This window comes from Pseudomonas sp. 2822-17, from assembly GCF_002742485.1.
GTDB lineage: Bacteria > Pseudomonadota > Gammaproteobacteria > Pseudomonadales > Pseudomonadaceae > Aquipseudomonas > Aquipseudomonas cyclaminis.
This window is the reverse complement of record NZ_LJRZ01000458.1, coordinates 1-2,213: the sequence shown is the minus strand read 5'-3', so window position 1 is coordinate 2,213 and position 2,213 is coordinate 1. Positions and strand designations below refer to the sequence as shown.

The window sequence follows — 2,213 nt, the reverse complement described above, 5'->3', positions numbered from 1 at the left end:
GACCACAGCCGCCACACCCTGAGCGTTCGCAACGTCAACGCCCACCTCGACGTCCTGGCCTTCAAAAGCCAGGAACGCCTAAGCGAACCGTTCGCCTACCACATCGAATTCACCAGCACCGAGCGCGACCTCGCCGCCGAAACCCTGCTCGGCCAGCACGCCCGCTTCAGCCTGCACGCCCCGGCGCAAAAACTGCCCTTGCTGGGGCTGACGCCGCCCCCCATCAAGCCCCTGCGTAGCCTGCGCGGCGTGGTCACCGGCTTCAGGCGCCAGTGCGGCTCCAACGACCAGGCCAGCTATGAAATCACCCTGCAGCCACGCCTGGCCCTGCTCGCGCGCGGTCGGCAGTTTCGCATCTACCAGCACCAATCGGTGCCGCAGATCGTCGACAGTCTCCTGCGCAGCCGCCACGACTTTGAAGGCCAGGACTTTCTGTTCAGCCTCAAACGCGACTACCCCAAGCGCGAACAGGTCATGCAATACGGCGAAAGCGACCTGGCGTTCATCACCCGCCTGCTGGCCGAAGTGGGCATCTGGTACCGCTTCAGCAGCGACGAGCGCCTGGGCATCGATGTGGTCGAGTTCTGCGACGACCAACGCTTGTACCAGTTCAACGTCGAGCTCCCATACCGCCCGCAGTCGGGCCTCGGCAGCACTGCCCAGGACGGCGTGTGGAACCTGCAATCGAACCACCAGGTGGTCGAGCAACAGGTGCATGTTCGCGCCTACCACCACCGCGAAGCCCACGCGCACCTGAGCGGCGAGATTGACCAGACTCGCGGCGCCAAAACCACCTACGGCGAGGCCTACCACTACGCCGAACCCTACACAGCGCTCGGCGACCGGCTGGATCAGGACGAAGACCTGCTCAGCGAAAGCGGCCACTTCTACGCACGCCTGCGCCACGAGCGCTACCTCAACGATCAGACCCACCTCGCCGGCATCACCAGCAGCGCCACCCTGGCCCCAGGCCAGGTGCTCAACGTCACCGACGGCGCCCCACAGGCCTTCAAACCTGGGGCAGTCATCACCGGCCTGGCCACCGTCGCCGCCCGTGACAGCAGCTTCATCGCCACCTTCGAGGCCATCCCTTATTCGCAAAGCGTGTGCTTTCGCCCAGAACTCAAGAACAAACCCCTGATCGCCGGCACTATCCCCGCGCGCGTAACCAGCAACCAGGCCAACGATGCCTACGCCCATATCGACCTGGAGGGGCGCTACCGAGTGAACTTCCTGTTTGACCGCGACACCTGGACACTCGGTCAGGAAAGCCTCTGGCTGCGCCTGGCCCGGCCCTACGCGGGAGACACCCACGGCCTGCACCTGCCGCTGATCGCCGGCACCGAAGTGGCGGTGGCCTTCGAACAAGGCGACCCCGACCGCCCCTACATCGCCCACGCCTTGCACGACAGCCAGCACGTCGACCACGTGACCTTGCGCAACTACAAACGCAACGTCCTGCGCACCCCAACCAATAACAAACTGCGCATGGACGACACGCGGGGGCAGGAGCACGTCAAGCTGAGTACTGAGCACAGTGGCAAGAGCCAGTTGAATCTTGGGCATTTGGTGGATGGTCAGCGCAAACCCCGAGGCCAGGGCGCCGAATTGCGTACGGATGGCCATGCCGCCATCCGTGCAGGCAGCGGGATCTTCATCAGTGCGGACGCACAGCCCAAAGCGCAGGGCCAGATGCTTGAAATGAGCGCAGCACTGGGCCGGCTACAGCGGGCGGGAGAACAGTTGGACGGGTTGTCGGCAGACGCCCAGGCAGCCCAGGCAGACCCTGCCGATGTAGAGGCCCAGTTGAAGTTGCTCAAGCAAGACCTGGATCAACTCAAGTCGTCCGTGCTGATGTTCAGCGCGCCTGCTGGCGTAGCCATGACCAGCGGCCAGCACTTGCAGTTGGCGGCTCAACACAACCTGATGATCAACGCCGGGGCCGAGGCAGATATCAGCGTGGTCAAGCGGTTGTTTATCGGCGTGGGTCAAGGGATGAGCCTGTTTGTGCGCAAGCTGGGGATCAAGCTGATCGCCAATCAAGGGGCGGTAAAGATCCAGGCACAAAACGACAAGCTAGAGTTACTCGCGCGTCACGGCTTGGAGATCACCAGTACCGAGGACGAGATCCATATCACGGCGAAAAAGAAAATCACCCTCAACGCAGGGGGCAGTTACATCACCCTTGATCAAAGCAGCATCGAGTCTGGGAC

1 protein-coding gene is annotated in these 2,213 nt (G+C 63.1%); it reads left to right on the top strand.

Annotated elements, in window-relative coordinates:
• The coding region (locus tag AOA60_RS18220; protein WP_099585636.1) for a type VI secretion system Vgr family protein at window positions 1–2,213 on the top strand (2,213 nt) is incomplete at both ends.